Annotated in this window: 35 protein-coding genes; 6 read left to right on the top strand and 29 right to left on the bottom strand. The window is 62.8% G+C overall.

The window, feature by feature from the left end:
• Positions 1-31: 31 nt before the first annotated feature.
• Together ABIC50_RS23365 and ABIC50_RS23360 are read right to left on the bottom strand one after the other, a co-directional pair.
• Positions 32-1,201, bottom strand: a complete 1,170-nt coding sequence (locus tag ABIC50_RS23365; RefSeq protein WP_354167090.1) for a PIN domain-containing protein — start codon at positions 1,199-1,201, stop codon at positions 32-34.
• Positions 1,202-1,343: 142 nt separating this feature from the next.
• Positions 1,344-2,048 carry an SOS response-associated peptidase family protein gene (locus ABIC50_RS23360; RefSeq protein WP_354167087.1) on the bottom strand — a complete coding sequence of 235 codons (705 nt, stop codon included), beginning with the start codon at positions 2,046-2,048 and terminating at the stop codon, positions 1,344-1,346.
• A gap of 77 nt (positions 2,049-2,125) precedes the next feature.
• On the opposite strand from ABIC50_RS23360, the gene ABIC50_RS23355 reads away from it, so the two are divergent.
• The 6 genes from ABIC50_RS23355 to ABIC50_RS23330 all read left to right on the top strand — a co-directional run bounded on the left by ABIC50_RS23355 (position 2,126) and on the right by ABIC50_RS23330 (position 5,300).
• Positions 2,126-2,593, top strand: a complete 468-nt coding sequence (locus ABIC50_RS23355; protein ID WP_354167085.1) for a hypothetical protein — start codon at positions 2,126-2,128, stop codon at positions 2,591-2,593.
• A gap of 116 nt (positions 2,594-2,709) precedes the next feature.
• Positions 2,710-3,117 carry a PAAR domain-containing protein gene (locus ABIC50_RS23350; RefSeq protein ID WP_175765987.1) on the top strand — a complete coding sequence of 136 codons (408 nt, stop codon included), beginning with the start codon at positions 2,710-2,712 and terminating at the stop codon, positions 3,115-3,117.
• A 4-nt stretch (positions 3,118-3,121) separates the two neighbouring features.
• Positions 3,122-3,625, top strand: a complete 504-nt coding sequence (locus tag ABIC50_RS23345) for a DUF4123 domain-containing protein (RefSeq protein ID WP_354167082.1) — start codon at positions 3,122-3,124, stop codon at positions 3,623-3,625.
• On the top strand, positions 3,618-4,097 hold the full coding sequence (locus ABIC50_RS23340; protein WP_354167079.1) for a hypothetical protein: 480 nt from the start codon (positions 3,618-3,620) through the stop codon (positions 4,095-4,097). The genes ABIC50_RS23345 and ABIC50_RS23340 overlap by 8 nt, the downstream gene beginning before the upstream one ends.
• The gene (locus ABIC50_RS23335) at positions 3,982-4,560 is read left to right on the top strand and encodes a restriction endonuclease fold toxin 5 domain-containing protein (protein ID WP_354167352.1); all 579 of its coding nucleotides are present in this window, start codon (positions 3,982-3,984) and stop codon (positions 4,558-4,560) included. The genes ABIC50_RS23340 and ABIC50_RS23335 overlap by 116 nt, the downstream gene beginning before the upstream one ends.
• Positions 4,561-4,565: 5 nt before the next feature.
• Positions 4,566-5,300, top strand: a complete 735-nt coding sequence (locus tag ABIC50_RS23330; RefSeq protein ID WP_502913501.1) for an immunity 52 family protein — start codon at positions 4,566-4,568, stop codon at positions 5,298-5,300.
• 40 nt (positions 5,301-5,340) lie between these two features.
• Here ABIC50_RS23330 and ABIC50_RS23325 read toward each other — a convergent pair whose 3' ends face one another.
• The 27 genes from ABIC50_RS23325 to ABIC50_RS23195 form a co-directional block, all read right to left on the bottom strand.
• Complete coding sequence (locus tag ABIC50_RS23325; RefSeq protein ID WP_354167074.1) at positions 5,341-6,129, bottom strand: DNA adenine methylase; 789 nt, start codon at positions 6,127-6,129, stop codon at positions 5,341-5,343.
• 169 nt (positions 6,130-6,298) lie between these two features.
• Positions 6,299-6,793, bottom strand: a complete 495-nt coding sequence (locus tag ABIC50_RS23320) for a DUF2514 family protein (RefSeq protein ID WP_354167071.1) — start codon at positions 6,791-6,793, stop codon at positions 6,299-6,301.
• Entirely contained in the window at positions 6,790-7,284 is a 495-nt protein-coding gene (locus ABIC50_RS23315) for a glycoside hydrolase family 24 protein (protein WP_354167068.1), read from the bottom strand. The genes ABIC50_RS23320 and ABIC50_RS23315 overlap by 4 nt, the downstream gene beginning before the upstream one ends.
• 2 nt (positions 7,285-7,286) lie before the next feature.
• Positions 7,287-7,571, bottom strand: a complete 285-nt coding sequence (locus ABIC50_RS23310; RefSeq protein ID WP_354167065.1) for a phage holin family protein — start codon at positions 7,569-7,571, stop codon at positions 7,287-7,289.
• Positions 7,572-7,650: 79 nt separating this feature from the next.
• A complete protein-coding gene (locus tag ABIC50_RS23305) occupies positions 7,651-8,700 on the bottom strand; it encodes a phage late control D family protein (protein ID WP_354167062.1) in 1,050 nt (349 codons plus the stop codon).
• A gap of 9 nt (positions 8,701-8,709) precedes the next feature.
• Positions 8,710-8,916, bottom strand: a complete 207-nt coding sequence (locus ABIC50_RS23300; protein WP_011657108.1) for a tail protein X — start codon at positions 8,914-8,916, stop codon at positions 8,710-8,712.
• A complete protein-coding gene (locus tag ABIC50_RS23295) occupies positions 8,891-9,769 on the bottom strand; it encodes a phage tail protein (RefSeq protein ID WP_354167059.1) in 879 nt (292 codons plus the stop codon). The genes ABIC50_RS23300 and ABIC50_RS23295 overlap by 26 nt, the downstream gene beginning before the upstream one ends.
• An 11-nt stretch (positions 9,770-9,780) precedes the next feature.
• A complete protein-coding gene (locus ABIC50_RS23290) occupies positions 9,781-12,225 on the bottom strand; it encodes a phage tail tape measure protein (RefSeq protein WP_354167056.1) in 2,445 nt (814 codons plus the stop codon).
• Between the two features lie 80 nt (positions 12,226-12,305).
• Positions 12,306-12,608, bottom strand: coding sequence for a phage tail assembly protein (locus ABIC50_RS23285; protein WP_011657111.1), 303 nt, complete (start codon positions 12,606-12,608; stop codon positions 12,306-12,308).
• A 96-nt stretch (positions 12,609-12,704) separates the two neighbouring features.
• On the bottom strand, positions 12,705-13,208 hold the full coding sequence (locus ABIC50_RS23280) for a phage major tail tube protein (protein WP_175677924.1): 504 nt from the start codon (positions 13,206-13,208) through the stop codon (positions 12,705-12,707).
• A gap of 10 nt (positions 13,209-13,218) precedes the next feature.
• A complete protein-coding gene (locus ABIC50_RS23275) occupies positions 13,219-14,388 on the bottom strand; it encodes a phage tail sheath subtilisin-like domain-containing protein (protein ID WP_354167053.1) in 1,170 nt (389 codons plus the stop codon).
• Positions 14,389-14,467: 79 nt separating this feature from the next.
• Positions 14,468-15,229 (bottom strand): tail fiber assembly protein, encoded by a 762-nt coding sequence (locus ABIC50_RS23270; protein WP_354167050.1) that lies wholly within the window; start codon positions 15,227-15,229, stop codon positions 14,468-14,470.
• 13 nt (positions 15,230-15,242) lie between these two features.
• The gene (locus tag ABIC50_RS23265; RefSeq protein WP_354167047.1) at positions 15,243-17,450 is read right to left on the bottom strand and encodes a phage tail protein; all 2,208 of its coding nucleotides are present in this window, start codon (positions 17,448-17,450) and stop codon (positions 15,243-15,245) included.
• The gene (locus tag ABIC50_RS23260) at positions 17,438-18,016 is read right to left on the bottom strand and encodes a phage tail protein I (protein WP_354167044.1); all 579 of its coding nucleotides are present in this window, start codon (positions 18,014-18,016) and stop codon (positions 17,438-17,440) included. Before ABIC50_RS23260 ends, ABIC50_RS23265 begins: the two co-directional genes overlap by 13 nt.
• A complete protein-coding gene (locus ABIC50_RS23255; RefSeq protein ID WP_354167349.1) occupies positions 18,006-18,902 on the bottom strand; it encodes a baseplate assembly protein in 897 nt (298 codons plus the stop codon). Before ABIC50_RS23255 ends, ABIC50_RS23260 begins: the two co-directional genes overlap by 11 nt.
• Complete coding sequence (locus tag ABIC50_RS23250) at positions 18,899-19,216, bottom strand: GPW/gp25 family protein (protein ID WP_354167346.1); 318 nt, start codon at positions 19,214-19,216, stop codon at positions 18,899-18,901. Before ABIC50_RS23250 ends, ABIC50_RS23255 begins: the two co-directional genes overlap by 4 nt.
• A gap of 17 nt (positions 19,217-19,233) precedes the next feature.
• Positions 19,234-19,434, bottom strand: coding sequence for a hypothetical protein (locus tag ABIC50_RS23245; protein ID WP_284890554.1), 201 nt, complete (start codon positions 19,432-19,434; stop codon positions 19,234-19,236).
• Positions 19,435-19,502: 68 nt separating this feature from the next.
• Positions 19,503-20,330, bottom strand: a complete 828-nt coding sequence (locus ABIC50_RS23240; RefSeq protein WP_354167041.1) for a hypothetical protein — start codon at positions 20,328-20,330, stop codon at positions 19,503-19,505.
• 110 nt (positions 20,331-20,440) lie between these two features.
• Entirely contained in the window at positions 20,441-21,121 is a 681-nt protein-coding gene (locus tag ABIC50_RS23235) for a phage baseplate assembly protein V (RefSeq protein ID WP_354167038.1), read from the bottom strand.
• A 3-nt stretch (positions 21,122-21,124) separates the two neighbouring features.
• Positions 21,125-21,649 (bottom strand): hypothetical protein, encoded by a 525-nt coding sequence (locus ABIC50_RS23230; protein WP_284890548.1) that lies wholly within the window; start codon positions 21,647-21,649, stop codon positions 21,125-21,127.
• A complete protein-coding gene (locus ABIC50_RS23225; protein ID WP_284890546.1) occupies positions 21,639-22,169 on the bottom strand; it encodes a phage tail protein in 531 nt (176 codons plus the stop codon). Before ABIC50_RS23225 ends, ABIC50_RS23230 begins: the two co-directional genes overlap by 11 nt.
• A 2-nt stretch (positions 22,170-22,171) precedes the next feature.
• Positions 22,172-22,462, bottom strand: coding sequence for a head-tail joining protein (locus tag ABIC50_RS23220; protein ID WP_284890545.1), 291 nt, complete (start codon positions 22,460-22,462; stop codon positions 22,172-22,174).
• Between the two features lies 1 nt (position 22,463).
• A complete protein-coding gene (locus tag ABIC50_RS23215) occupies positions 22,464-23,459 on the bottom strand; it encodes a major capsid protein (RefSeq protein WP_354167035.1) in 996 nt (331 codons plus the stop codon).
• Between the two features lie 84 nt (positions 23,460-23,543).
• The gene (locus ABIC50_RS23210; protein ID WP_175701312.1) at positions 23,544-23,888 is read right to left on the bottom strand and encodes a head decoration protein; all 345 of its coding nucleotides are present in this window, start codon (positions 23,886-23,888) and stop codon (positions 23,544-23,546) included.
• A gap of 30 nt (positions 23,889-23,918) precedes the next feature.
• Complete coding sequence (locus tag ABIC50_RS23205; protein WP_354167032.1) at positions 23,919-25,022, bottom strand: head maturation protease, ClpP-related; 1,104 nt, start codon at positions 25,020-25,022, stop codon at positions 23,919-23,921.
• Between the two features lies 1 nt (position 25,023).
• The gene (locus ABIC50_RS23200; RefSeq protein ID WP_354167029.1) at positions 25,024-26,511 is read right to left on the bottom strand and encodes a phage portal protein; all 1,488 of its coding nucleotides are present in this window, start codon (positions 26,509-26,511) and stop codon (positions 25,024-25,026) included.
• Positions 26,508-26,714 (bottom strand): phage head-tail joining protein, encoded by a 207-nt coding sequence (locus ABIC50_RS23195; RefSeq protein WP_011657129.1) that lies wholly within the window; start codon positions 26,712-26,714, stop codon positions 26,508-26,510. Before ABIC50_RS23195 ends, ABIC50_RS23200 begins: the two co-directional genes overlap by 4 nt.
• Positions 26,715-26,718: the final 4 nt, after the last annotated feature.

The following is a 26,718-nucleotide window of genomic DNA, read 5'->3' as shown; positions in this document are numbered from 1 at the left end:
CAGGTTCAGCAACGCTCAGCGCGCAGATACGTTATTCACTAAACGTAAGCGAATCAATCCTCGCACGCGTAAGAGCCCGTCGGCTTGTGAGAGTCGCACTCCATTTAATTGAGACCGAATCAGTCGATGCTTTGTCGACTTGCTTCCATTCACCGGCTGGCGTCGCACCCAACAGCCCTAATAGACCGAGATTTGCCTTCGGGTTGAATTGCGGTAGTCCCTGCCGAGGACCACTTGGTAGCGGCACCCCACTCGGGGACACTGGCGCGTCCTGCGGAGTCTCTGGCGCAGGAACCCAGAATCGAAAGGCCGACTTTACGATCAACATTGATTCAAAGTGAACGCGAGCGCCGTCCTTTGATACCAGTCGTGCATTTGAGAGCTCTTGTGCGACCAGCACGTGAGTCATACCGGCCGGCGACCGCCGTAGGTGATCACCGAATTCGTGCCAAATTCGATCATGGAGATTCTGTCGTGCCCAGATGCTGGCCGGACTCGCCGGATTATCCCAAGGAAAGAACAGTTGCTGTGCCCGGCGCTCGATAAGTGCTTGAGTCTCCTCATCAACGTTTGCCACACGCAACTGGATCTCGTCGTTCAACGCTTCGAGGTTTTCGACAACGCGCGCCCTATTTATTGCGATCCCACAGGACTCAATGTATTGCGTCACCAAACGATCATCAGATACGAGCATGGCGGTGTCACCGCCCGTGAGGTCAGCCGCCAATTGAATAAAAGTCTCACAGACGATCGCGTCGCGAAAGCCCTTCTCACTTTTTCCACGCTCAAACGGCGGCTCGCGGAAACAGGCGCGGCGCATCACATCCGCCCAATTCACGCGGTCAATCGTGCATGGCACCACGTCGACCCGCAATGACGCGAGTTCCTGGGCAATACGTGCTTCGATTCGCTGCTCGACGACACTCTGCGTAATACCCCATTCTTGACCGAAAAGCCTCTCCGCTCTCGCAAGCTCTCCCGCGATGCCTCGGAATTGGTCTCGCATTTGATATTCGCGCTCGCCGCGGACGATCTCCGGAATTACCCATCGGATTCCCAAGTCTCCGTGATTGGAGTGTCGTGCTATTAGATCTCTCGCAGGTCGACTGACAAGGTTATCGAACTCCTTATTGAATATCGCGTTCGTGTCAAACACAACAGTCAGCACCCTTCGCCTACGTGGCCTCCCCCGACTCGCCATTCCGTCCCCCGCTGGATAATTATCGAGATGATTCTAAGGCGATTTCTCAGTCCGGGAGACAGTTCAATGGGCCCGGCCCGCATCTTGCGCAATGCTGTTGTGCGCGTTGCGCATAATGAGTTTCATTCTAATGCCAGCAAAGTCACTTTAGCTGCGCCACCATCTCGCATGCTGGATATAACTGTAACATCGCGCGCGCTGCCTCAATGTTCGGCGTCGTCAACCATTCTTCCCAGTCGTCCGGCCGCAGGATGACGACCGACCGCTTCTCGTCGTCTGGCTTATGCATCCGCGACATGATGGGATGGCGATCCGCGTTGACCGTGATCATCGTCATCACATGGCGCGGTTTCCCGTCCGGGTATTTCACGGTACGCCAGATACCGGCCACGCACATCGTTGGGCGGTCGATGACGCCGATGCACTGCCACACGCAAGGGCCGAGAATCCATTTCCCACTGGTATCCCGCCGTGCATCCGGATAGGACGGCTCGACCACGTACCGAGCTGGAATTAAGCACCGGCCACCTGACTTCCACGTCGGCCCGTATAGCAGGGACTTCCCGAGGTTGTCGTCGCGAACGTTCATCGTGCTGCGCAGGATTGGCGGTTTGCGGCCCTGCTCCTTCGCCTTCTCGATGTTCGCTTTCTGCAGTTGTCGGGGCCAGAACCCGAAACCCGCAATCAGGGGCTCGAATTGCCCCTCAATGCTCGCAACGATAGGCGCATCGTAGTCCTGGTAGATCTCCGGCTTCCAAGGGGTCCAGCGATACAGGTCTCTGAAGCTATCGATCTTCAGTTCGTTCAACCCCGGATCCTCGCCGGGAGCCACGTAGTTGGTACACATCCGCTGCCCCTGCTTTCCGTGCTTGACCAAACCATCTTACCTCGCGATACACTGTGTTTTTATACAGTATCGCGGCCGTGATCAAACCTCAATGGGCATACATTTGGGAATATCGGTTCCTAGGGGAAACCGAGTGGAAACGTACGCCTACCGAACTGACGGAACACGAGCTGGAGTGGTGGATTGAGGCCGTATTTGATCCGATTCAAAACCCGGAGACGCGGCCGATCGAGCGTACGAGGATAGACCGCAACCGCGTGCATCTCAGGGATCCGAGGGTCAAATTAAAACCGAAGATGCCGGAGTTCGATGCGCCAACCGACGCGGAATTGAGAGCCCTGTGGCGCGAACACACCGACCTGCAGGTACGCTGGCTCATCCTGGAAATTCTGGCGCTCCGGCAGTCGATCAACCGCATTCAAGCGTGGTTCGATCACGTCGACAAGAACGTCCCCGATCGGGGAGCGCTTGGCGGCGGACAGGGCGAATTTCAGCGCCTGCGCCATCTGCTCCGCGCCGAGAAGGGTCGGGCCGGGATGCTTTGACGCCCAAGCTGCCCTGCTCGATTGACAATCGTTGACCGACGGCGCGACGGCCACAGGCTCGACCGCTCTTCCGGAAATGGTAAATTCATACGAAAACCACATCTACGAGAGAGCATATGGCCCGAGCCATGATCTGCGTCGGCGACACGACGACGCACGGCGGTCGCGTGCTGGAGGGCACCGCGACCGCCACCATTGACGGGAAACCCATCGCCGGCGTCGGACACAAGGTACTTTGCCCACAATGCAAAGGCGTCTTTCCGATCCTGCCCGCGACAGGCCGACGCTACCCGCATCAAATCGCCGGCCGGGAAACGGCCATCGAAGGCATGAAGACCGCTTGCGGAGCGACGCTGATCGCCTCGCAATCGTCCGCGACACTCGACGATGTCGGAGCCGGTGAAGCGACGACGGGAGGTGCAGTCGCCAACGCTGCAGCAGCGCTGGCCCCTTCTCCTACGCTCTGCCTCGAATGCCTGAAGTCCGCAGCCGAAAATGCTGCCACGATGATCGCGCGCGGGTAGAACCATGACCAGCAATTCGATCGAAGCGTTCTACTTGACGCGGCAACAGCAGTTGACCATGCAGGTGCACTTGTACGCGCTGGTCGACGGTCTCCTGTTCGCGGATGCGGCTGGCGGGTCCCCGCCTCAGCGATCGCAAGCGTCCGTGGCGCTGTTCGATGGCACACCGGACGCATCGCTCGCCGATGCGGGCCCGTGGCTGCTCGACTACGAGCGTGCGGGCGGCAACGTACGACGTTCGCTCGCCGCGATGGCCGGTGGCCCGACAGGCATGTCGTGGCTGATCAGCGCCTATCCAATCGAATCACTGGCCGACGAGCTGCGCCGTCGACTCGACGTGCGCTTGCCGGATGGCCGTACAGCCCTCCTTCGCTTCTACGACGCCCGCATCATGGCCGACATGGCATCGCTGATGGAATTGACGCAGAGCATGCAGTTCTTCGTCCCGACCTTCAACTGGCTCGTCGAAGTGAACGGAAAATTGAAGGGAGTGCACCCGCATGCTTGAGCTGACAAGCGAACAGGTCGCTGGCCTCGCCGAGATCGATGCACGCGGATATGTCGAGCGCATTCGGCTGGATCTCGTCAAAGCGGACCCGAAGCTGGCCGACGACGGCACGTTACCCACGCGCCTCTGGAATGCATACATCGCTGCTCGACAGCTCGGCATTCAGGCCGATGAAAATGTCGCCGCGTTTCTGCGGATCGAAGCGTACGCGCCAAAGTTTTACGAGCAGCCGGCGACACGCGCATGGATAACGCGCCCCGGCCGATCGGTCGACGAACGCTTTCACGATTACCTACGCGTCATCAAATGGCGCATCGAACATCAGAACGACAAGGGAGGGGCTGAGCATGGCGGGATTGGTGGTGCCGGCGATCGAAGCGGCGATAGTGGAACTCGGACCAGTCTTGGCGCGCGCTGGCGTCGCCTTATTGGGCGGGGCAGCAGTCGCGGGAACGGGGAGTCTGTCGGGTGATACCCCAAAGGACGAAAGCAAGGCAAAGCCGGATGTCCGGGCGATTCCGCGCACCGGCGAGAGCTGCAAGAAGTGCCCGCCTGAGACGGGGAGCATGCAGCGCCGCAACTGGAGCATGAGTGACAACTCCCGAGAGTATCAAGGGCGAATTACCGGGTTCGCCTATAGCGTTGAAGAGGCCTGGAGCATGGAGTGGGTCTGGCAGCGCGACTTCGACGGCTTTCGACCGGAAAGCTGTTTATTGATAGAAGCAAAGGGAAAGTACGATCAGTTCTTGAAGAAGGACGATGTCCCGTACACCAAGGCCTTTGATGACATGGAGGAGCAGGCTGGAGCTCAGGCTGCGGTTGTCGATGATCATCCTCCTGCGCGATTGAAATGGTATTTTCAGACGGAGCGGACTTGGAAGTACATGAGAACGCCGCTTGCCCGTCTTAGCGTTGAATCAGAATGGGTGCCCTGACAAACATGGAAATAGTTGCGCAATTTCGTAACCCCACCGATTTCGCTCCGCTTGGCGATTTTGCGGCTCATCTCGTCCGGCTATGGCCGGTGGTTGAGGCCATGTCACGTGAGGACGACCGTTTAGGCCAGTGGTGGCTGAAGGCGGATACAGAGGAAGAAGCCCGTCTGTATCCCATGTATGAAGCGCCCGGCGTACCTTCGACAGCCGTTTTGGCAGTGTTGGCGCAACGGTACGCAAAAAAGATGGACCTTCCTAAAGTATTTGGCTTCTGGAATGGTCAAATGGACGCGGCCAACAGCGCGAGGCTGAAGCTAGCCATCGATGCGAAGAGGCGGCCCAGCGAGATAGAAATTGGGCTACCGGCACAGAGCGCAGTCTCGGCGGACGAGCGCAGCTATGAGGGCATGGCTAGGATAGTGTCCGCGATGGTCACGGTTTATGACCCGATGTATGTCTCTGTTTCACCACGAGAGTATTTTCCTCGACAGGTGTTTGATGACAAGCCGGGCGTTGGCTGGATGCTGTATCTCCCGAAGCCGCTCACGGCTCAGCAAGTTCCGGAAGCACGCGAATTGATTCCAGTTCCCGAAGCCGGTCGGAAGCAGACCGGGACGATCATTGTGAGCGTCCCAGATGCCGTTTTTTCAGAGGACAACCCCGAACACGTCGAGGTTGCCAACCGTATCGAGATTCGGCTCGTCGACCAGGACCTTCTGCCCGCGTTCGCTGACCTGTAAAGCACGATGCCGGCGCGATTGTCCGCGCCGGCATTCTCAGTTAGAACAGCCCCACAGGCTGCGCAGCGTCGTCCCAGCTATAAATGATCAGCTCGTTGCGCTCCACGCCCTTGCCGCCACCGACCGTATATTGAATCGGAACGGTTTCGATGTAGAACCCGTTGAACGCTCGCCGAATGTCGGGGTGATCGTTCAGGCTCACGATCGCCCGGCCCTTCAACGACCGCAGGCGATGCGCCATCTTCTCGTATTCGCCGAACGGGAATGCGACGCCATATCCCTCGGTCTCGTAATACGGCGGATCTAGATAGAACAGCGTGTGCGGCCGATCGTAGCGATCGATGCACGCAGCCCAATCTAGACGCTCGATGAACGTGTTCGCGAGCCGCAGGTGGGCCGCTGACAGCTCCTCCTCAATGCGCAGCAGGTTCAGACCGGGCGGCGTTGTTGTAGCCGTGCCGAACGACTGCCCCTCCAGCTTCGCCCCAAAGCAACTTTTCTGAAGGTAGTAGAACCTTGCCGCACGCTGGATATCGGTGAGCGTTTCCGGGACCGTTTGTTTGAGCCATTCGAATACCTGCCGGCTCGTCAGCGCCCATTTGAACTGACGCACGAACTCTTCCAGATGGTGCTGCACAACACGATATAGATTGATCAGTTCGCCGTTTGCGTCATTGATTACTTCAACCTTTGCCGGCGGGCGCAGAAAGTACAGCGCTGCGCCGCCCGCGAACACTTCCACGTAGCAGTCGTGCGACGGGAATCGCGGGATGATGTGATCTGCGAGACGGCGCTTGCCGCCGATCCAAGGAATGATGGGATTTGCCATTGTGACAGCCGTTTTAAAACTTGGTGTAGAATCCGGCCCGCCTACCGGTAGGTAGCAGGGCCTAGGCCGATTCACTGGCGTGCTCAGTGGAAAGGCGACCGGGAAGCGTGTTGCCTCACGCCCCTCGGTCGCCCTGTTTCTCTCGAGACCGCTCGGTCTCGGTGCCGTGTTATCGCGGCTGTTTGAATTGCATGTCGCCGATCAACGCGTCGTAACTGCGCTCGCACTGTTGGCCGGCGATGCCGCGCTCGTCAGCGATCTTTGCCAACTCTCCCGCAGCTTCGTCAGTCCGGCCGAGCACGTCGGCGAGCAGATCGAGGGCGTCGCCGGTTGCCGGGCTTCCGGCCGAAGCGCCGGCACGTCGGACGTCGGCGACAAGTGCGGCGACTTGCTTGCGCAGGCCGTCAGCAGCGCCATCGGCAGCAGCAGCATCGCGGCGTGCCTGATCACGTTCTTTCGCAGCATCGGTTGCGATCTCCTGTTGAGCCGCCAGCTGGCGGCGAATTTCACTACGCTCCGTCGTCAGATCATCGATCTGCTTCGCCTGATCCGCGACTTTCGCGGATTGGTCGGCATCACGATGTCCCTTGGAATACCCGCACGCCGCGCCGGCAATGACGCCGGCAACAACGAGCAGCCAGATGCGCGGGTCGATCCATTTCATGCGACCACCTCCCCGCCGGCCGCGCGATACGCTGCCAGCAAATGTTCGATCTTATTTTCGTGCTGACCGTAGCCGGCCCCTGGCAGACTGGCCCATACGTTCGAGACTTTCGCGACCGCCTCGCGGAACCGGCCTGCGTCGATGAACGACAACGCACCGTGCTCGCGCAGCTGCTGCAGCGCATACCGGTCCTGCGAGATCGGCCCGAAGTCCGCCAGCTTCATCTGCGCCTGATAGATCCGCCACCACCGCGTGAGGATCTGATAGCGGCCGGCGGCCGTCGACGGCACCGGGATCTGTCGATTGAGCACGTTCGGGTGCGCCGCGTAGCTGGAGAACAACAGCGGCCGCGAGGCGGTCGAGCCGACCAGCACGTTGTAACCGTCGTCCGACTTCGCCAGCAGCGCCGAGCCGATCTCGCTCACCGCGATCGTGTCGAGAAACGCCACGCGGTTTTTTCCGCCAGCGGCCGCAATACTGATTCGCGCCATCGTCACTTTTCCCCAAACAGACGCTTCGCATTCCGGCGCAGCAGCACTTCGAGGTACTGCGACCCGACAATGCCAAGCGCGCTCCCGAGACCGAGCAGCGCGATCGGCGGCAGATCCGGAATCTGCAACAGCGCGAGCCCCGCCACCATCGACGTTGCAGACCCCAACACGGCGCGGCCTGCAACGAGCCGAAACGTCAAATGCTCGCTACCCACCAACACCTTCGCGATCCCGATCAATCCACCCATGATGACCAGCTCCAGAATCGTCTTTTCATGCTCTTGCATCGGCTCCCCTTCGCCCGATAAAAAAACAAAGGCCGCTCCGGTTGCCCGTGAGCGGCCTTCAGTTACGATGCGCGACGCGTTACTTCGGCGCCGGCACCACCAGATCGATCTTCTTGCCCTTCTTCTTCCCGTGCCCGACCTTCGCTTTCCCCTTGTTCCCTCCATTCAATGTCACGACCGTATTCCATCCGCGTGATGCGTATGCATGCTCGACCGACTCGATCAGAAACTCGCCGTCCACGCCCTTCTTGAACCCCTTCAGCGCGATCGTCTTCTCGGCCGACAAATCTGCCCGGCCGCGCATCGTGAGGCGACTCGTCGACGTATGCCGATTGAGCGTCGCCAAGCGCGACGTCGCGCCCGCATTCGCGGCCTCCGGACTCGCAAATGCATGGCGCTCGGTATGCACCGCGGACGCACCTGGTGGCGCATCCGGATTCGGGATCGTCAGGTCGATCTTCTTGCCCGTCTTGCGGTCGTGTACCTTGGCGCGAACGGCCGCGAAGCTCGCGCGGTCCGGGAAATTGATGTCGTAGTCGATCAGATCGTCGGGCGTGAGCGTCACGATCGGCAGCGGCTTGCCGCTCGCGCTCTTACCGCCACCGCGCGGCAGGACGATCAGCTTGCCGGCCTTGATCGTCGCAGTTGCACCGTACTGGCGAGCCACGCGCGTAATGAAATGCAGGTCGCTCTCGCCGAACTGGTCGATACGCGGCACGACGACATCGACGTCGCACGCGGCCGACCACTTGTTACGACGCGCGACGTCGCCGACGATATCGGCCAGCTTCGCGTTCGACCAGCTCCCGTATCGCTGCGTCTTCGACGTCGCACGCATGTTCGCCGGCTTGCCACGGATCACAACGCTCGCCGGTGGGCCGCGCACGCCGACCTCGTCAACGGCATACTCGCCGAGCATCGATAGTCCCTGCCCCTCCCATCCGATCGACACCTTCAACGTCGCGCCCTTCGGCGGAAACTCGATGCGGCCGTCGCGATCGTCCAGCGTGATCGTGCACTCGTCTGCGTCTAGACCCGGTTTGTCGATCGCCCGGATCTCCAGCACCCGATCCTGAATCACCTTGGTCACGTCCGCGCCGTTCGCGATGACCTGAAACACTGCTTCCATCGCGCCTCCCTATGTCCAGAGCTGCACCGATTCAACGCGCGGCGCATCGAGATCCGGCATCAGGATCTCGACCCCGGCCGGGAACGGCTGCGCTCGATTCGCCAGTCCCGGATTCGCTTCGTACACTGCCTCGACAGTGCCCTGCAGCGTTCCGTAGAAGCGGTAGCAAAGCGTGTCGAGCACGTCGCCATCAGACGTTCTTAAAGTCTTCGCCATAGCGGCCGAACTCCACCGAGAATGTTTGCTTGCGCGGCAAGCCGTCCGAGAGCAGCGCGTCCTGCTCCTCTTCGATCGACTGCAACAACCAGCGGCCAAGCACGTCGCCGTCGCCCGTCGTGAGCTGCACGGGCTTCATGCGCCCGCCGATCTCGCGTAGCCGGTCGATCTGCTTCGTACCGGCCCCGAGCGCCGGGAATACGACGCCCGACAGCGCGATCGTCTCGCCCCCAACGCTCACCGGCTGAAGCGCCTCTTGACGGTTCAGACGCTCCTGAGACGCCACGCGATACCGCGTCGCGCGCCGCAGCTTGTCGTACGCAGCGGTCGACAGGTTGAAGTGGAACGCGTCGCCCGCTTCGCTCGTCATCGACATCATGTGCGGCGTGCTCGACGTCGCCCCGTTGGCCAGCCCCGACAGCATCGAGCCGGCGCCCGTCGACTTGATCACGTCGATCACCGCCGAATCCTTGATACCGACCGCCGCGTTGAATTGATTCCACGCCCCACCGAGCGCCGACTTGACGCTATCGGCGGCAGCTCGCACAAGGGGGAAATTCGATCCGTCGATCGCCGTCAGGATCGAGCCGACCGACGCCTGTGCCGCGTTGAAGCTGCGCAACACCGTGCCGACATGTGGAAACAGGTCGCCGGCAACCGACAGCGCACCCGACGCACCCGTCAGCAGCTCGGCCGCGCTGCTCAGATTGCCCGTCGCGAGACGCTGCAGCGCGTCGACCGTCGACATGCTCGCCGCGCGGTTTCGGTCGAATATCCGAACCATCTGCCGCACTCGCTCGGTTGCGATACCGGCCTGCGTCGCCGCTCCCGTGATCTGCCGAATCACATCCATGGTTTCCTCCTTTACATATGCGGCGCATCGAACATCGCCGTGCGGCTGTTCGCTTTGCGTTGATGCTCGTCCATCATGCGTGTCAGCATCGGACTGACCTGCGCGAGGAACTTGTTAGCCATGTCGGCATCGCTCGCTTCGATCTTCACGTGAAAGACCGGCGCGAAGGTGTTCTGCTGTTCGATACGCGGCCCCGATCGAGCGCCGATGCCTGCCGCATCCGGCACGAGCGCCTTCGCTTTCGCGACCGCTGCGACGTTCGCAGGCGAATCGTCAGGCTTACGATCCAGCACCCTGCGCGATACAGCGCTGAACAGCTTGTCGCCGGCAAACGTGCCGACCGCACCGCCAATCACACCGAGCACCGCCGAGCCGATCGGCCCGCCGAGCGCTCCGATCATTGCGCCGACCTTCGCGCCCATCACGCCACCGGCAAGGCTCCCGGCAATCCCCGCAAAGCGGTTCGCTTTCTGAGTGCTGGTGTCGGTGCTCGACGCGACGGCGTACGCTTCACGCGCCGCAAGACCGAGCTTCAACACCGTGCCGGCCACGGCGAGCTTGCCGGCATACGGCGCAACGCGACCGAACAACGCGCGCCCCGTATTGAAGATCTGCCCGAGCCTGCCGAGCCGACCACCCCGAGCTGCTGCACGACGCGCAGCGCGACCGGCTCGCTCACCGCCAGCCAGATCGCCAAGCCCGCCACCGCCGACGCCAGCGCCGGGCAGGTTCACGACGAACACGCGCTGGACGCCGCCGCTTGCCGCCGCAGCTCCGCCGAGCGCATCGAGTGCACGGCCGACGACGCCACCGGCGGCACGTGACCCACCCGCTGCAGCTCGACCGCCGCGCGCAAGCACGGTGCCGCGCGCGATGTCGAATGCGCCGCGCCCAATGCTCCAAAGTGCCCTTGCACCACGAAAGGCAAGCGCCGCCCCCGCGATGCCGACGACGGCTGCCGTCGCCTTCGGGGCTGCATCGGCAACGGACTGGATACCGCTGCCGAGACCCTTCGCCCCCTCGCCGATACGATCCGTGATCGGACGCAGTGCGTCGCCAATGCTGCGCATCGCGTCGTCCCACCGCTGCCCGACCTCACTCCAGATCTGCTTTGACGTCTCGCGACGTGCTTCGAGATCCTTCTGGATCTCGCCGCTCGCGTCCTGCGCGTTGCGCTTCAGGTTCGTGTACAGCTCGGCGTTTTGCATGTACGCGGTGAGTGCCGCCTTGACCTGCATGTCGTTGAACAGGTCGCCGGTCTTCATCGTCTCGGCGAACGCGGCCATCTGCGCCTGTCGCTTGGCCGGGTCCATCTCCGAATTGAACTGCTTCGCCGCTGACGCGAGCTGCTTCGCCTTGGCGGGATCGACGCGCTCGATGTACGCACGTGCCAGCACGAACGACGCCTCCAGCGTCGACCAGCCCTTGCCGATCGCCTCGCGCATCTTCGCCTGATAGTCGACGCCGGCCTTCGCATAGTTGCGTTCGGTTTCGCCTGAACCGATCTTCGAGAACCAGTTTTTCAGGTTGTTCGCGGCTTCGTCCGAACTGCCGGCGGTCTTCATCTGCACCTGGAGCATGGCCCCCAGCTGCGTCACCGAGTCCTGCCCCGTGATGCCGATCTTCTTCATTTCGGCGAGCAGCACCGGGAACCACCGCGCCATGTCGACGGACTCGAACGACCCTTCCTTGCCGAGATAGGCGATCGCTTCGAGCGCCTTCGCCATCTGACGCGGGTCGACGATCTCCGCGTTCTGCTGCAGCGCTTGGATCATCTTCGCGGTCTCGACCGTCGTCGCACCTTGGCCGATCGAAAACTTCGCGACCAGCGGCGCGAAGTTGAGCGCACGATTGAGATCCATCCCGCCCGCAACCATCTGGTTGACGGCGTCAGCCAGCTCATTGCGGCCGATGCCGTTCGCCCCGGCATCGCGTCGAATACGCGAGCCCATCGCCGCTTCTTCCTGCGTGCGCGCGATGCCGGCCTTGATTGCGATGTCGCGAATGATCGCCTGATAGTTCGCCGCGATCGTGGCCGGCACCGCGACCGAGGCGGTCAGCTTCACGGCATCGCCGATCACGCCGCGTCCCGCCTCCCGACCAGCGGCCAGCCGCTCGTAACCGGACGCCTTCAGATCCAGCCCGCGCGTCGTCCGGCCGAGCCGCGCGTACGCGCGATCGAGCCGGTCGACCTCGACGCCGGCATCCCGCAACGATTTCAGATTGCTGTCGAGCTTGCGACGGATGCCATCCGCCGCACTATCGCCCGCCAGGTGCAATCGGCGGAACTCGTCCTGCAGACGCATCGTCTCGCCGATCTGGCGCTGCCAGAGCCGCGAGTCGTTCGCCCGCTTCTTCATCGCATCGATCTTCGACGACGTGTCGGTAATTGCCTTGCCGAACGTCGCCGACACAGCCCCGCCGATCACGATGCCAAGCGCTAAGTCTTTCGCCATCCCGGCCCTCTCAGTCGGTCAACCACCAGAGCATGTCGTCGACCGTCATCTCGTCGATCGACGTCGGCGACATGCCGTATTCACGCACCAGCCGATTCGCCAGCGCCTTGAGCGTCTTTCGGTCCAGCTTTGCGTACGCGTCGAAAGGAGTAGTACGCGTCCTGCACGCGTTCGTAGTCGGCCATATCCATCGCGTCGAGATCGGTAGGCGCGACTTCGGCTAGCGACGCGAACAGGATCAGCTCCTGTTCCTCCGCATCGTTCGGTGCAAGCTTTTGCGCACCGCGCATGTCGCGCACCTTCGGCCGGCGCATCGTGAAGGTGTCGCACTCGACGCCGTTGAGATTGATCGGATAGTCGAGCTTGATCGTGACCTGTTCCATTGCGATTCCTGAAATGAAAAATGGCGAGCCGTCGGCTCGCCATTGATTGAACAAAGTAGCTTTGTAACGTGTGGTCGAATGACCGACACGTTGCACTTACATGCCGAGCCCCTTACGGACTTCGGCGAGCTGATCGACACCGTTGATCACGCGCTTGCACGCGAAAATGTCGATCTCGTGCACGATCACACCTGCGACCTCCAGCTTGTAGTAGTCGCACGACACGCTGAATTTGGCTTCGACTTTGTCGCCGGGCTTCCAGTCGCCCGGATCGACTTCATACAGCATGCCGCGCAAATAGACGGCAGCGCTCTTCGTCTTGCCGCTACGGTCCATGAACACCGCGCGGAACACGCCGTTGAACGCGCCCTGATCCACCAGCCCGAAAAAGCGCAGCACCTCGTACTCCATCGTCGCCATCGCGAACGATGCGTCGAGCGGCTCCATGCCCTGATCGACCTTGACTGCCGCGTCCATCCCGCCCGCGCGGAAATCGTCCGTCTTGATCTTCAGCTTCGGCGGCGTCATGCTCGTCGCGCGCCCCGCGTAGCTACGTCCATCGACGAACGTGTTGCAGTTGTACAGCGTTTCCGGAATCATCGCCCCTCCCTTAGATCTGGTTGTCGAGCACTTCGGTCAGCCACTGGTTCGTGACCTCGAAGCGGAAAATCGGGTTTTCGGCCGGCGGGACATCCGTGAATCGGATATTCCAGTACACCTTGCCGTCTTCGAGCTGGCTCGCAGTGTTCAACTCCGGATCCGGGTAGACCTCAAAATTGATTAGCGCGCCCTGACGCTTCAGGTCGCGCATGAACGCCCGCAACCCTTCGGTCACGTCACTCACGTACGTCGCCGTGATGCCGCGGTCAACCGCCCACTTGTGCCCGGCCTGCACCGCGTCCATCACGATGTCGAGCGTGCGCACCCGCGTGACGAACTTCCACTTCGGATCGGCCGACAGGGTGCGGTTCCCCCACAGGCGGAACCCGCCGTCGCGAATGATCGTCGTGACGTTCGCCTTGTTGAGCAGGTTTGCGCGACACGTCTCGTCGCCGTCGAGGTATTCGATCGGTCGCGCCGTCCCGGTGATCTCCACGATCTCCTTGTTCGAGGGCGATGCCCAGAAACCGATCTTCGCGTCGGTCTGGCAGAAAAGACCCGCCGCATACGACGACGCCGACATCGCAATCTCACCGTTCGTCGCGTTGTCCCATGCCCTCGCACCGGGGTCGACCATGTACAGGCGCTTGCTGCCGAAGTTCTTCGCGTACGCGATCGCGGCCTCGTCGTCGGTGTTCGGACCATCGATCACAGCGACGGCACGCAGCTTGCCGGCGAGCGAATCGGCCGCCGTTGCGACCGGCTGCTTTGACGTGTGGCCGGGGGCGATGAGCAAACGCGGCTGCGCGTTGTAGCGGGACTTTGCGTCGAGCAAAGCCTGCATGCCGGTGCGCGCACCACCCGCCGAAACGCCACCGATGATTGCCGACGTGAGCTGCGCGGCGTCCGCCACCGCCGGCACACCAACCGCGATCACCACCGCGCTGCTCTGCGCGTAAATCGCACGGGCCGCACGCGCGATCGCGCTCTGTTCGCCGAACGCCTGCACGGCCTCGCGATAGCTCGTCAGCTGCACCGGTACGTTCGGCTGCGCCAGATCCGCGCCCGGCGTGTAGGTGTCGGCCATGCCAACGACCGACGACGACGGCACTGCGATCGTGCGTGGACCACTATCGACGACGGTCGTCGTGATACCGTGAAAGAATGAAGTCGATCCCATGCGGGTCTCCAGAAACGAAAAAAGCCGCTCGATTGAGCGGCTTACGAAAACGGGATGGCGCGTTATCGCGCCGGGAAAGTTACTTTGTGTCGCCCTCGACAGCCGGCGCGGTATCGCTCACGCTTGCGCTGTCGCCGGACGTCGTGGATGCAGCGTCGGCAGCCACTTCGTCCGTGCCATCAGCACGGGCGGCCTCATCTTCCTGCCGAGCGGCTTCCTCGGCTTCGCGAGCGGCTTTCTCCGCCCGTTCGGCCTCGACCTTGGCCAGCACGGCGGCCGGATCAGGTTCGTCAGGCCACACGATGTCCTTGGGGAAGGTAGGCAGATCCACCACGCGTACAAGTGCGACCTGATACGCGGCCCACGCGTCGAACATCGCCTCCTCGACGTCGGACAGCAGGCCCGCTGCTCGCGCGTCCATCTTGCCGAGATTCTGCTGACGAGCTTTCTCCATTCGCGCGTAGAAATCCGTCATCGCGGCGGCTCGCACGCGCTCGGCGACAATCGTCTCGTCGACGACCCATGCGCCATCTCGCCAGACGTACTCGTCGGAGGGACGCGGCAATTCGGTGAGCCCTTCGCCGTCCGGGCTGATACCCGCGACCGTGATCTCGCCGGGTTCGCCCGTATCGGTTCGATACAGACGCACGCCGCGATAGTCAGGACGCACTACCCACTTCCCGTCAATCCAGAACGGCCAGGAACGCGTCGGCACATCGGGAAGCGGTGTGAGCGTGCAGAAGGCCGGAACGAGATATCGGTCGGCGCTCATCGGATCGCGCTCGGCGAGAAAGCTCACCACGTAGCGCCCCGTCAGGTTGTCGTACTGATTGCAAAGCATGTTCTACCTCGATTTAGTAAGCGCGAATCATGGCGAGCAGCGCAAGGTTGCGCGGGCGGCTTTCGTTGCCGCCGTCGACGGCGACGCTGATCGCGTGCGAGTGCGCACCGCCCCCCCCGATTCCGACGTTGTGACCGTGGGCGCCGTCACCGTTAATCGAAATGCCCGTTCCGCTGCCGGTGGTGCGCTTATCCCCACGGCCACCGCCATTCAGGTTTATTTCGCCGATGTAGCCGCCACCAGACGCGACGGGGATGCCGTGGTCGTGTCCAGGATCATGGATGCTGTGAGCGTGCCATCCTTGCGAATCTGTCCATGCTCCGTGCGAGTGGTCGCCAACAGCAGCGGCAGACGCACCGTGCGCGTGTAAGCGATTCAAGCTGTCCTGCCAGCTCCCAATCTGCCGCTGCGCATCCGCGCCGCGCGCATCGTCCCAGCAGCGAATAAACTCGCCACGAAGATCCGGCAGTCGGAACGTCGTGTTGCCGTCCCCGCTGGAGAAGCAACCGTGACGACCATTGCCCCAATCAGCGTCCGCGACGAGCGCACCGCTGCCCTGCGCGTACGCCCACAGCAGCGGATAGTCGACCCGTTTCAGCTCGGTGCCGTTCAGCTTGAGGAATCCGGCACGCGGCGCAGTTCGAGCCTCCCAAACGATCTGTCCGATCTGCACGTCGGCGACTGCCGCTGCAAACCATGCCGACGTGATCAGCTTGTTCGAGTTGTCGCCGGCCGGCGGCGACACGGCCGTGACCATGCCGCCGACCTGCAATTGCGTGGAACCGTCGTCGCCCACTTTCCCGACCATGACACGCCCGCCCTGCGGCATCAATTGCAACGTGCCGAGCGCATAGGTCGAACCACGGGTCACGTTAATTGCGGCTTGCGAGTTGGTGTACGTATCGTTGACTGAGCGAACCGCCAACGAGCCATCCGCGCCCGCGATCACTTCCCACGTCTTTTGGTCAGCCGGTGCGCCTTCCCGCGTCAGTTGAATCGACGTCTGCCCGGCACCGCCTCCGTTCGATGCAATGAGCGCGCCAGACGAGTTGCTACTCTTGAGCGCACCCTTGTTTTGGAACGACGAACGTCCGTCGTCAGGTGCGCCGGCAACCAGCACCCGGCCGCCGGCAGGAACGAGCGCCAGCGAGCGAATCGAATTGCTCTTGTCCTCGCGCGTCGCCGTCAGGAACGGGATACCCTGAGTCCACTCGTCGTCGACCGCACGCATGTTGAGCTGCCGTTCGTTCGACTGCACGTCCCACATCTTCATGTTTACGTCGGCCGTCGCGCATTTCAGGACAACGCCGCCACCCGAGTTGGCGCCCAGAATGACGCCGGAACCGTACGACCGCGCCTGACTCGCACCTCCAGCGAAGTACGCGATTCCAGAACCTTCCAGATTGCCGGCGACACGCACGTATCCGCCGAGCGAAGTGCCGGCACCCGATCCGTCGATACGGACAACGCCCGTGTCGAGCGACCAGGAGAACGGGCGATAGTCGTTGTAGGTGCCGTACGCATCGCCCTTCTTCGTCGACAGAAACCACGCACTCTTGTTGTCATTTCGAATCATGACGCCGTAGTCGGTGCCCACCGCGCGAAACTGACCACCTGCGCCATTCGTGTCATACCCGGAGCTGCGGATTCCACCGGTTGCGCCGACCGAGCCTTGTACGCGCACGGTGTCCTGACCATTATCCCCAGCCCCGCCGATCAACCATCGGCCCTCCGGAGTGATGCGGCCACTTTCGGCCCCGCCAGCAATTAGCGAGAGCCACCCTGCAGCGCCAAGCGTCAGGTTGTTGCTGAGCATGACAACGTACGGAATACCTTGCGCGCCGAGCTGGACATGCCCCTTAGCAGGCGAAAACATGCCGGAGTCCGGGTCGCCGTCAAAGGCAAAGCCAGCGTTGTTCGTGTTGTTCGGCGTCATTGCGCCGGCCTTGCCAAGCAACTTCCCCTTCATCGCGTCGCCCGATCGCGCGACCTTGTCGGTGCCGAGATCCTCGAGCTGCTTGTCCGTCGCATCCGCCCGATCTCCGAGCCCGGTAATAGCCTCGTCGGCCGCGTCCGCACGATCTTTCAGATAGCGGGTGCGATTGCCAAGCTGCTTGAGTGCAATGTTGTCGACGCCGTCCGGGCCACCCTGCACGGGATCCGACGTCTCGAACTGACGAATCCCCGGCTCCCACTTACTCTCTTCCTTCAAATCGGCCATGTTCCGATTACCCCTCGCGTATATTGACCGTTGCGCGTCGCGACGCCGTTGTGCCGGATCGCAACCTCAGAAAAATCGAGCCATGCCAGCAAGCTGCGAGCCGGCGCGTAGCGCTCGATGGCACGCTTCAGGTTTTCACCTTGGTCTCGCGTCACGGGCTGCTTCAGCGTGAGGATGTACTCGGCCCATGCGGACGAGCCGCCGTACAGATACCGGCCGTTGCGTCTGACCGAACCGTCACGTCGCTTGACCTGTCGCCCCTCCTGAATATCGATCTCGCCGAAACCGAGCCGCCGCACGATCTCGCGGATTGCCCATGGCGTGCCCTTCTTCTGGTAGATCGCCAATGACGACTTGATCAGCGCGCGGCGGGCGTCTTCGGACTCCGCCAGCTCCCACCCGTCGACCGCGAGCGACCATGCGAGCCACGGCAAGAACGCTTCCGGGCAGCGATCCGCATCCCAGAGCGTACGGATTAAGTCCGGGTCGACACTCGGGCGCATCACCTGAGCGAGCGCAGCTTCGAGACCCGTCTGGTTGGTTGGCAGCAGTGCTTCAGTCGTCATTGGCCACCTTTGGATTGAGCACGATCGACGTGCAGCGTGCGAACTGGTCGATCGCGCACACGACGTCGTCGGCCGGAGACTTCAGGTCGACGCGCACCACACCCGACGATTTCGGATGCAGCGCTCCGGTCACGGCCGAGCGCGGCATGCCAACGCGTAACGCCTCCCCTGCGGCGACTGCGATATCGAGATCCTGCCGTCGCGCCGCAAGCACCACGCCCGGATCCGGTCCGCGCCCGATGTACACGTCGGCGACGATCGCGTAATTGACGGGCTGAGCCGCGACCACCAGCAGCGTATCGTTCAGCGGCCGTCGATCCTCCGGCGAAAGTGCGCGGCGCACTGTGTCGAGCAATGCCGTGCTTGCCACCCCACCGTTCGAATACGACTTCACGACCACGCGCACCACACCGGCCTCGGGCCGATCGACGCGCACGTCCGCGACGTCCGGCGATGCGTCCATCGCGAGGGACCGGTACGCGCCGAACGGACCTGCCGTCGACGAACGCTCGATGCCCATCTGTGTACGCAGTCGCAAGCGTTCGTCGCGCTCGCGTGTTGCAGGAACCGGCGGATGCGCCTCGGGGTCGCCGGGGTCGACCGTCTCGCGCTGCAAATTCCAGAGCACCGCGAGGTGTTCGAGATCCGCCCCTGTCGAGTAGGCCAGCAACACAGCCCGCCCTGCGTCGTTCACACGCGCGCGAAATCGGACTTCATCGTATGCCGCCAGCTCAATCAATTTCACGACCGGATCGGATTCGAGCGCTGCTGTCCAATCGGGATAGATGCTCTTGAAGTGCTGCAGCTTGTACTGATATGCGGCCTCGAAATCGAGCGTTTCGACGAGATCCGGCGGATCAAGTGCCGACAGATCGATCACTGTCATATCGTCACCTCGAATACAACATCGTCGCCGTCGTAACGCCCGGCGATCCGAAAAGTTACTTTGCCGTCGACGACCGACAGCGCCTGCACGCGATCGAGCGCGATGCGAGGCTCCCATCGACCGATCGCACGCGCCGCTTCCGCCTGCGCGGCCGATATCCAGCCGCGCGTGATCGGCAGGTCGACCATCAGCGGCAGATCAGAACCGTAATCAGGCCGCTCGCGGCGGGTGCCCTTGCGCGTGCTCAGAATGTCCCCGATGCTCTGGACGAGATGGTCAATGCCACCGATCAACCGGCCCGTGCGACGGCACATTCCGACCAGCGCGACCACTACTGCACCTTCGTCGGGACGCGCTTAAAGCACCCGCGCGATTCGAGATACGCGATGTGCTCCGGCTGCGTGACTTGTGTCTTGCCCGCCAGCACGGCGACGTGCGAGCCGTCCGGAAACACGATCACACGACTGCGGAACTCGGTATCGATGAATGTGACGGGCGTCGCCGCCCTGTCTTGCTGTGTGTCTTTCGCCATAGGCGCCCCCATAAATGAAAAACCCCGCACAGGGCGGGGCAAAGGAACTTGACAGTGAACACGCTGCATCAACGAGGTATTGCCTGGTCGAAGTTCGGTCGTTCGACTGTTCTGATTTCCGAACCATCAAGAGGCAGTTGTACCGTATTGCCTTCGTAGTACAGTGCAACGTGCGTCGATGATTGGGCGACGATGTAGCCACGTGCTACTTCCTTACCGCCATTGAGCACCATCTGACATCTCGCTTGAGATACCCAGCACCCCAGATCAAAGTCACGCATCTGATCACCGGCGACTCCGTCACCGGCAGACTCCCCTATTACAGAGGGAAGTGCCATAAATGTCGGGACGAACATCCCGAGCAAGAATGCGGCCCCGGCAGACGTCCATATCCAAAAAACGATCGTGAAGAATCTAACTACGATTGGCCAAAGCTTGATAGATTTGGTCGAACCGTCTGCCCGCTTGCTCGCGCGTTCGACTGCCCAAAGTAGCCCCTTCTCGACCACGACCCACACAGCAACACTGAATAGGATTGCCGCCACGAATTTCAGAACGTGAACCTTATGCTCGGTGAGCCAAGCCTGTACGGTAGCCACCGTATTTAGAGCGCCGAACAACGACAGAACAAGATGCTGCGCCTTATCGATTGGGAATGCAGCGGCCTCGATCCAAAATTTTCTTAGGTATGAGCTGTAATATGCATCCCCTAGTGAATACGCAACACCCAAAGAGACCAAACCGACTATCGATACGATTACAGGCCACGGCCAATCCAGTATGGATTTCTGCTTGGGCTGCGGCACGGCATTATGGTCGGACCGTTGCTCATGCAGTTTCTCAGGCTGTCGACCGGGGGGGTTTTCAGATTCCTGTTCAAGCTCTACCGTGCTCATTCGCACACCTCGTTCCGTGAGTATCGTTTCTAAAGGCAGAAGAAGACTGCGGAAGAAAACCTACATCACGCCACGGCACGCGGGTACCTGATAAATCTATCGGCTTGATACTAAATTGGCTTGCTAACCAACTCCCCATCTCCCTGTTCTCGGTGACTGTGTCCACTGACCGATTTGCCCGCCGCGACAACATCGTCGGTGAACTCAGCGCCGCCCGCGACCCTCACTGCAACGCTGCCATCCTCGCCCGACTTGCCCTGCATGCCGCCGTTGAACGTCAGCAAGCGCTCGGTCGTCGTGTTGCCGGTGAACGTCGAGTCGGGCACATCGGCGAGCAGCTTCTCGCTACGCAGCATCGCGCCGTCCGCTCTCAGCTCGAACTCCGTCGCGCCGATTCGAAACACGATCCGACCACCCGCCGGCACCGACAGCACGTATTCATGGCTCGCATGGTTGTACTGTTCGAATGCGCCGTCCGGGTAATCGGTCGCAGTTTCGTCCGGACTCGATCGGCCCGACCCGCCGTGCTGCTCCGTGTAGTAACCGGGCGCGACGAACGCACCCGCGAGATCGCCAGACGGCGCCCACAGCGCGACCTCTTCGTCGACGGACGGCGGACGCCACTGCCGGACCTTGCCGGCCGCACCCGCCTGCCATTTGAGCCAGTCGCTGACCCAATCGCCGATGCGCACCTTCACGCGCGGCGGATCGTATGTGACCGCCTCAACCACCGCCGACTGCGTCAGGCACGCCATGCGGCGATCCATCTCGCCCAGCTCGAAATCGCTCACATGTCACCCCGCTGCGTAATCCGCCGGATTCCAGTAACGGTCTTCGTGCCCCGGCCCAGTATCGGGATCAACGCCCCACACCACCGTGCGTCCCTTCGCCGGCGGCTCGAATTCGTCGCCCAGGTCGAATTCGTGTTCCCATTCGACGAGCCAGACGAGATACGTATCGAGCTCCGGGCGAAACGGATCCTCGCCCGCCGAGCCGACCTGCCTGCCGGGCGTCACGGGCAAATCCCACGTCGTACCGTGCACCGCCTGCAGCACACGCGCGGACAGCTCGCGCACCAGCAGCTCAGCACCGGGGACGATCGGGTCGACGATCACACGTGCCTGTAATCGTCCAACCAGCGGCACACGGCCCGTTCCGTCATCGTGTCCCGGCTCCAGCTCCGACAGCTCGATCGCGATAAACGGCGTCTCGATCGCCTTGCCGATCCTCGGATACGCGTGAATGCGTTCAAGCTCCGGCAGCTTCGCGCGCAGGCCGGACTCGACGCCGTCATGTAGTTGCTTGAGGTTATCGAGCACGGTTCATCGCCTTCTGCAGTTCATAGTTGACCTCCTGCCGCAGCACCGTCATGAGACGTACCTCGCACGCCTGTGCCGCCCGGCGAAACGCAGGATCGCCCGTCTTCGACCATTCGACCTTGACGACCTCGAACGGCGTGCGCGCCTTGCCGAGACGCCGATAAATCGGCCCGTCCGGCTGCCGGTTCGTCTTGCGCCATGCGCTCTCGAACAGCGTTTTGCCGGCCCGCATACCCTTCTTCGTACGCCGGACAGAGCCGAGCCGATGCGCCTCGATCGGGTTCAACCCGAGCCATACCTTGCCGGTATCGGCCGACCGCAAGAAGAAGTACATCCGCTGCCGGAGCAGCTTCTGCTGGATGCCGGTCGCGTTGCCGACCTCCTTCGCGGTCTGGCTTCGGATCCATGCCCCCGTCTTGCGCAGCGTCCGACGCCATGCCGCCTGCATCGCGGAAGGCGGCAGGCCCGCGAGCGCTTCGAGCGCCCCCTTCACGTCGATCTCGACCTTCAGCAGATCCATCGTCACCTCAGAATGAGGATCGTCCAGCCCGTCCCATCCGGATGCAGCTCGAACACGCGATACCGCCCGCTCGGCGTCACGACGATGCTGCCTTCGGTGACGTCTACCGCATCGGCGTCCGTGACATGCAGGACAGGCGCCACGAGCTGCGTGCGCTGCGTTCCGAGATCCGGACCGAGCCACGGCGACGTGAACATCCCGTCGACGGGCCGGCCGTCGATCGTGATATCCGCGTCGCCGAGATCGCGCAGCACTGCAGCATCGACGTCCGCGATCAGATCCCGGAACGCCATGTCAGGCCTTCAGCTTGACGATCGCCTTCGGGCGCGTGCACAGGTGCACCGGGTTCGACTGCGCCTCGATGTCCACACCCTTGCCGAACTGCGCCAGTTCCTGCTTCGCGTAGTAAGGCAGGCCCGTCGTATTGACGGCCTCGACATAGTCGGCCGGCGCGAAGCGCGTGACGAACAGCTCCGGCACGCCTTCGGGCACTGCATATGCTTCGTCGTCGGCCACATAGCCAATGTTGCCCACACGACCGCGATAGCGCTCGAACGTGCAGCCGCCGAAGTCGAACGCGTCGCGCGCATCGCCGCGCAGCGACGCCGCCATCGCGGTCGCCAGATACGTTTCCTTCACCGTCTTCGCGACGATCAGCTTGTTCCAGAACGCCCGGCCGCAGAGCACCCGCACACCGGTGTACGTTGTCGCGCCCAGCGAATCCTCGATCGCGTCCTGCACCTCCATGCACTTCACTCGGATCTCGGTGTCCGCCTTGCCCAGCTCGAACGGAATCACCGTCTGCTCGATACCGAAGTACTGGAGCAGGTCGATCAGCACCGTCTTGCCATCGGCGTCGAGCACCGCACCCTTGATCGCGCCGATACGGTGGAACTCGTGCGTCGCGTCGAGCTGGCGGCGCAGCTTGGCGAGCCGCCGGTTCACGACCGTCTGCAGCGCCTCCAACTCCGTTTCAGAACCGAACGCGCGCAGGTTCTGGATCTCGTCAGCCTTCACGAACGCACGCTGCGGCAGGTGCACCGTGTTGAACGGGATCATCGTGCGCTTGCTGCCGACCACAACGGCCGACGGCGAGCCGCGCTCGCCTGCCGAAACCAGCGACAGCGTGTCGCCGTCGCGCTCGATCTGGATCGTCGTCGTGGTGATGCCGTCCTCTTCGAACAGACCGAGTGCGCCGACGCGGCCGGGTACGTGCGGCTGCTCGTTGATCGCGGCCGTGAGCGACGACAGCGAGAACGCGTCATCTTGAAACAGGGCGATGTCCGCCATACAACCTCCAACAGGGAAATGGATACAAAAAAGGCCACGCGCGGTGCGTGGCCTTGGATGGGCTTCAGGTAGCGTGCGCTGCGATCAGCGGACGATCACGTGACGCTCGGCGAGATCGGTGCGGCCGGCGGCATCCAGACCGGTCAGGCGCGCGGCGGCGATTTCGGCGAGCCGCACGATGCCCGTCGCCGAACGCGGTGCCTCGGACGCCGGCAACGGCGCGTACAGCACCGCTGCAGCAACCTCCGACCCGTCGTTCGCCGCGTTGTCGTACGGCGCATACTCGCCGGTGCTCGTCACGCCGAGCACCTGGCCGGACGGCAGCGCCGGTCCCGCCTTGACCACGATGTGTTCGCGCGAAATCTGCCCGTTGCCCTCCGACACCAGAAATTCCGCTGTCTGGCTGCCCTGTACCTTCACGTTCGACATGAGTGTTCCCCTCCTCGGGTATCGTCAAAGTTATTTGCCGCTCTTGCGAGCCGCGTAGATGGACGCCGCGCGCGGCGCATTCGCGACCACGGCCGGCTCGTTTTGCGCCGTCGATTGAGCGCGCGGATTGATGCGTGGTTGCGACGCCGTCACGCGCTCGAACAGTCGCGCGCGTACGTGATCGGGTGTCAGCCCGTCGGCGACGAACTGCGCGGTCAGCTCCGGCACGTTAGCCGCAAGGCAGATCCCGGCAATGTCCGCGGCCTGCTGAATCGCCGCGTCAACAGTTACCCGATCCTTCAGGCCGGTCGCCGTCACGATCGCCTCGGCGCAATGCGACAGGCGCGCGTCACGGCATGCCGCGAACACGTGCGATGCGAGCGCCGACACGTCGGGCGTCGGCGGCACCGGCTGCACACCCGGTTCCGGATTCGGATCAGGCTTGGGTTCGGACGGTGTATTGGGTGGCGTGTCAGGCTGCGGCGGGTCGGTCGGCTCCGTCTCGTCGACCAGCGCCCGCACAACATCGGGCACCGCCGAAAAGCGCGCGAGCAGCGCCGTCGAGCTGGCCGACGCCGACAGCTTCACTGCCGCCTCGATCGTGTCGCAGAAACCCTTCTCCTTCGCCTGCGCCGCCGTCAGCCACGTCTCGGCGTCCATCATGCCCCGGATCTCGTCGACCGACTGACCGCTCTTCGCCGCGTACGCGGCGAGGATTCCGTCGCCTGCGTTATCGAGCAGGTCGGCAATACGCCGTAGGTCTTTCGCCTCGCCCGCCGTCACCGTGTGCGCGTTGTGGATCATCAGCAGCGCGTTCTCCGGCATCACGATCTCGTCGCCGGCCATCGCAATCAGCGATGCGGCCGATGCCGCGACGCCGTCGACACGCACCTTCACCTTGCCCGCGTGCCGGCGCAGTGCGTTGTAGATCGCGAACGCGTCGAACACGTCGCCACCTATCGAGTTGATCGCCACCACGATCGTGGACGCGTTGGCCGCTGCCGCATCGAGCTGGGTCACGAAGGTCTGCGCGTCCGTGCCCCAAAAGCCGATCTCGTTATAAATCCGGATCTCGACCTCGCCGGCCGCGTTTGCCTGCGCCCGGATATCCCACCACTTACGATTGCGTTTCATCTCACTCCCCATTCGTATGTGCGAGCGGATCGGTGTCGTCCGTCGCATGCGTGTCGTACTGCAACCCCAACCGTTGCGCGCGCTGCTGATCGGCCGCATTCTCGTCGTCGACCTGCTCCGGATCCTCGCCTTTCGCCAGAATTGCCCCGGTGCGGCTCGTCAGTCCCGCGCGGATCTCCGCACGCTTGGCGGATACGTCCTGCACCGGGTGGATATACGGCCAGCCCTGCGGCACCCAGCGCACGCGCACGTACTCGCGCCGGGCGCGGTGATAGTTCGGCATCGGCAACGCACCGGACAGCGCGCACGCGTCCACCCACCAGCGCCAGATCCGCCGGCAGAACTGGTGGATGAACACGTTCTGCTGCAGCTGCTCGATCGAGCGCCTGAACTCGTTGAGCAACACGCGCAGCACGCGGTCGCTGACGTCGCGCAGGTCGCCCGTCAGCACTTCGTACGGCATGCCGACCGACGCGGCTGCCGCCATCAGCTGCTGGCGCATGAACGGCGCATAATCGGCCCCCGCACCGGGAGGCGTTGCGAACTTCACGTCTTCGCCGGGCGCCAGTTCCTGCATCGCGCCCGGCTCCAGCGACACGACCGGCGAAAAGCCGTCGACGTCGAACTCTATCGGCGCACCGGAGACCGGATCGCCAAGCGGGCCAACCTCGGCCTGCGGCTTCACGATGAACCCGGCAAAGAGGTTGCTCACCTCCTGGCGGAACAGCACCGCGTCGTCGAAGTTGTCGAGCGAATGCAGCCGCAGCAGCACCGTCGACAGCTCCGGTACACCGCGCACCTGTCCCGGCCGTAGCCCGTGGAATACGTGCGCGATCTCGTCGGCCGGTACGCGCACCGTCTGCGTCGCGTCACCGGCAAAGCGGTTGTACTCACCCGGATGGCGGCGCAGCAGGTGATACGCAACGCGCTCGCCGTCTTCGTTGAACTCGACGCCGTTGATGATCTCGCCGCCTGGAATCGGCTCGTTCTTCGTGACTGGCAACAGGTCGCCTTCCAGCAACTGGATCTGCATCGGCACCGCCAGCCCGGCATGCGGCGGACGCAGGCGGCGGCGCACCAGCACCTCGCCGTCGCTGAAGAACGCCCGCGCGGCGAGCGTCTGCAAGCCGTACAGGTCGTGCACACCATCCGCATCCAGCTCGCCCGAGCTGTCGTCCCAAAGTTGCTTTTGTTCGCGGCGCACGTCCGCGTCCGGATGCTGCGGATGCGCCTGAATACCCGTGCCGATCGTGTTCGACACCAGCCGCGCGATTGCGGTCTTAGCCCATGGGTCATTACGGATCGCGTCACGGGCGCGGTGGCGCATCAGCGGCAGGTTCTGCACGACCGATGCGTTCGGTCCCGCGCTCGACGCCTGCCATGACTTCGCTCGCGCCCCGCGCGTGCCGGCCGATTCGTACGCCGCCGCGTTCAGGCGCGTGGGCACGACAAAGCCGCGCTGCGCGAGAACCGGATACGCGCGGCTCATCGCACCCCCTTGCCGGCGTGCCGCAAGCGAATCAGCCGCGAGCGGCCGGTCGCGCCATCCAGCGCCCGGATGATCTCGGTCTGCGCGTCACGCAGTTCGGCTATCGACCGGTAGCGCACCTTGCGATCCGCGTACTGGACCTCCAGCTCGCCCTTCGCGATTGCCGACTGGATGCGCTGCAGGTCCGCCATCGTGTATGCCATGTGT

Origin of the sequence: Burkholderia sp. 567, assembly GCF_040545115.1 — a bacterium.
Taxonomy (GTDB): Bacteria; Pseudomonadota; Gammaproteobacteria; order Burkholderiales; family Burkholderiaceae; genus Burkholderia; species Burkholderia ambifaria.
The sequence above is the reverse complement of the archived record's forward strand: the minus strand, read 5'-3'. Positions and strand labels throughout refer to the sequence as shown.

Coding starts and splice junctions, on each gene's coding strand:
- ABIC50_RS23365 (WP_354167090.1), bottom strand. CDS start 1,201: ATGGCGAGTCGGGGGAGGCCACGTAGGCGAAGGGTGCTGACTGTTGTG.
- ABIC50_RS23360 (WP_354167087.1), bottom strand. CDS start 2,048: ATGTGTACCAACTACGTGGCTCCCGGCGAGGATCCGGGGTTGAACGAA.
- ABIC50_RS23350 (WP_175765987.1), top strand. CDS start 2,710: ATGGCCCGAGCCATGATCTGCGTCGGCGACACGACGACGCACGGCGGT.
- ABIC50_RS23345 (WP_354167082.1), top strand. CDS start 3,122: ATGACCAGCAATTCGATCGAAGCGTTCTACTTGACGCGGCAACAGCAG.
- ABIC50_RS23340 (WP_354167079.1), top strand. CDS start 3,618: ATGCTTGAGCTGACAAGCGAACAGGTCGCTGGCCTCGCCGAGATCGAT.
- ABIC50_RS23330 (WP_502913501.1), top strand. CDS start 4,566: ATGGAAATAGTTGCGCAATTTCGTAACCCCACCGATTTCGCTCCGCTT.
- ABIC50_RS23325 (WP_354167074.1), bottom strand. CDS start 6,129: ATGGCAAATCCCATCATTCCTTGGATCGGCGGCAAGCGCCGTCTCGCA.
- ABIC50_RS23320 (WP_354167071.1), bottom strand. CDS start 6,793: ATGAAATGGATCGACCCGCGCATCTGGCTGCTCGTTGTTGCCGGCGTC.
- ABIC50_RS23315 (WP_354167068.1), bottom strand. CDS start 7,284: ATGGCGCGAATCAGTATTGCGGCCGCTGGCGGAAAAAACCGCGTGGCG.
- ABIC50_RS23310 (WP_354167065.1), bottom strand. CDS start 7,571: ATGCAAGAGCATGAAAAGACGATTCTGGAGCTGGTCATCATGGGTGGA.
- ABIC50_RS23305 (WP_354167062.1), bottom strand. CDS start 8,700: ATGGAAGCAGTGTTTCAGGTCATCGCGAACGGCGCGGACGTGACCAAG.
- ABIC50_RS23300 (WP_011657108.1), bottom strand. CDS start 8,916: ATGGCGAAGACTTTAAGAACGTCTGATGGCGACGTGCTCGACACGCTT.
- ABIC50_RS23295 (WP_354167059.1), bottom strand. CDS start 9,769: ATGGATGTGATTCGGCAGATCACGGGAGCGGCGACGCAGGCCGGTATC.
- ABIC50_RS23290 (WP_354167056.1), bottom strand. CDS start 12,225: ATGGCGAAAGACTTAGCGCTTGGCATCGTGATCGGCGGGGCTGTGTCG.
- ABIC50_RS23285 (WP_011657111.1), bottom strand. CDS start 12,608: ATGGAACAGGTCACGATCAAGCTCGACTATCCGATCAATCTCAACGGC.
- ABIC50_RS23280 (WP_175677924.1), bottom strand. CDS start 13,208: ATGATTCCGGAAACGCTGTACAACTGCAACACGTTCGTCGATGGACGT.
- ABIC50_RS23275 (WP_354167053.1), bottom strand. CDS start 14,388: ATGGGATCGACTTCATTCTTTCACGGTATCACGACGACCGTCGTCGAT.
- ABIC50_RS23270 (WP_354167050.1), bottom strand. CDS start 15,229: ATGCTTTGCAATCAGTACGACAACCTGACGGGGCGCTACGTGGTGAGC.
- ABIC50_RS23265 (WP_354167047.1), bottom strand. CDS start 17,450: ATGGCCGATTTGAAGGAAGAGAGTAAGTGGGAGCCGGGGATTCGTCAG.
- ABIC50_RS23260 (WP_354167044.1), bottom strand. CDS start 18,016: ATGACGACTGAAGCACTGCTGCCAACCAACCAGACGGGTCTCGAAGCT.
- ABIC50_RS23255 (WP_354167349.1), bottom strand. CDS start 18,902: ATGACAGTGATCGATCTGTCGGCACTTGATCCGCCGGATCTCGTCGAA.
- ABIC50_RS23250 (WP_354167346.1), bottom strand. CDS start 19,216: ATGTGCCGTCGCACGGGCCGGTTGATCGGTGGCATTGACCATCTCGTC.
- ABIC50_RS23245 (WP_284890554.1), bottom strand. CDS start 19,434: ATGGCGAAAGACACACAGCAAGACAGGGCGGCGACGCCCGTCACATTC.
- ABIC50_RS23240 (WP_354167041.1), bottom strand. CDS start 20,330: ATGAGCACGGTAGAGCTTGAACAGGAATCTGAAAACCCCCCCGGTCGA.
- ABIC50_RS23225 (WP_284890546.1), bottom strand. CDS start 22,169: ATGGATCTGCTGAAGGTCGAGATCGACGTGAAGGGGGCGCTCGAAGCG.
- ABIC50_RS23220 (WP_284890545.1), bottom strand. CDS start 22,462: ATGGCGTTCCGGGATCTGATCGCGGACGTCGATGCTGCAGTGCTGCGC.
- ABIC50_RS23215 (WP_354167035.1), bottom strand. CDS start 23,459: ATGGCGGACATCGCCCTGTTTCAAGATGACGCGTTCTCGCTGTCGTCG.
- ABIC50_RS23210 (WP_175701312.1), bottom strand. CDS start 23,888: ATGTCGAACGTGAAGGTACAGGGCAGCCAGACAGCGGAATTTCTGGTG.
- ABIC50_RS23205 (WP_354167032.1), bottom strand. CDS start 25,022: ATGAAACGCAATCGTAAGTGGTGGGATATCCGGGCGCAGGCAAACGCG.
- ABIC50_RS23200 (WP_354167029.1), bottom strand. CDS start 26,511: ATGAGCCGCGCGTATCCGGTTCTCGCGCAGCGCGGCTTTGTCGTGCCC.
- ABIC50_RS23195 (WP_011657129.1), bottom strand. CDS start 26,714: ATGGCATACACGATGGCGGACCTGCAGCGCATCCAGTCGGCAATCGCG.